General features: G+C 70.5%; 1 protein-coding gene. It reads left to right on the top strand.

Annotated elements, in window-relative coordinates; all coding sequences use genetic code 11:
- Nucleotides 1-232 precede the first annotated feature (232 nt).
- A complete protein-coding gene (locus tag ACIP8W_RS31930; protein WP_402154869.1) occupies nucleotides 233-1,450 on the top strand; it encodes an IS110 family transposase in 1,218 nt (405 codons plus the stop codon).
- Nucleotides 1,451-1,487 lie beyond the last annotated feature (37 nt).

Genomic DNA, 1,487 nt, shown 5'->3' with positions numbered 1-1,487 from the left:
GGCCGCTGGCCTCCGGGCCCGGTATGACTTTTGCCCCCTGTCGAAGGCATGACCTGGGGGGTGGTGTCGCCGGGCCCGGGAGGTGCCGTCGGAGACGCTGATGAGAGGTCCGGCCACCGCCCGGTCCGGCGCAACGCCGGACGGTTCGCGGGCGGCAGGTCTGCATAACGTGGATGCGCGCGTACGACACCGCTGCCGAGGCCGGCACGCTCAACACCCCTGGAAGGGTGCGATGTTCGACACCGAAGACGTAGGCGTGTTCCTCGGCCTGGACGTCGGCAAGAGTGCTCATCACGGTCATGGGCTCACGCCGGCCGGGAAGAAGGTTTTCGACAAGCAGCTGCCCAACAGCGAGCCGAGGCTGCGGGCCGTCCTCGACAAGCTGACCGCGAAGTTCGGCACTGTGCTGGTGATCGTGGACCAGCCCGCCTCCATCGGCGCCCTCCCGCTCACCGTCGCCCGGGACGCGGGCTGCAAGGTCGCCTACCTGCCCGGCCTGGCCATGCGGCGGATCGCCGACCTCTACCCGGGTGAGGCGAAGACGGACGCGAAGGATGCCGCTGTGATCGCGGACGCGGCCCGCACCATGCCGCACACCCTGCGCTCGCTGGAGCTCACCGACGAGATCACCGCCGAGCTGACCGTCCTGGTGGGCTTCGACCAGGACCTCGCGGCCGAGGCCACCCGCACCTCCAACCGGATACGCGGCCTGCTCACGCAGTTCCACCCGTCGCTGGAGCGCGTCCTCGGCCCCCGCCTCGACCACCAGGCCGTCACCTGGCTGCTGGAGCGCCACGGCTCCCCGGCCGCACTGCGCAAGGCCGGCCGCCGCAGACTCGTCGAGCTCATCCGGCCCAAGGCGCCGCGCATGGCCGCACGGCTGATCGACGATGTCTTCGACGCGCTCGACGAACAGACCGTCGTCGTGCCCGGCACCGGCACCCTCGACATCGTCGTGCCCTCCCTGGCCGCCTCGCTCGCCGCCGTCCACACCCAGCGACGGGCGATGGAAGCCCAGATCAACGCCCTGCTGGAGGCCCACCCTCTTTCCCCGGTCCTGACGTCGATGCCCGGCGTCGGCGTCAGGACCGCCGCCGTCCTGCTGGTCACCGTCGGCGACGGCACCGGCTTCCCCACCGCAGCCCACCTCGCCTCCTACGCCGGCCTCGCCCCCACCACGAAGCAGTCCGGCACCTCGATCCACGGCGAACATGCCCCACGAGGCGGAAACCGGCAGCTCAAACGCGCCATGTTCCTCTCCGCCTTCGCCTGCATGAACGCCGACCCCGTCTCCCGCGCCTACTACGACAAGCAACGCGCCCGCGGCAAAACCCACACCCAAGCCCTCCTCCGCCTCGCCCGTCAACGCATCAGCGTCCTGTTCGCCATGCTCCGCGACGGCACCTTCTACGAACCCCGCACGCCCACGGACGTCAAGCTCGCCACATAACCCCAGCAGGCCCGAACCACCCCAAACCCAACCTGGG

The organism is Streptomyces sp. NPDC088554 (assembly GCF_044752945.1).
Taxonomy (GTDB): domain Bacteria; phylum Actinomycetota; class Actinomycetes; order Streptomycetales; family Streptomycetaceae; genus Streptomyces.
The sequence above is the reverse complement of the archived record's forward strand: the minus strand, read 5'-3'. Positions and strand labels throughout refer to the sequence as shown.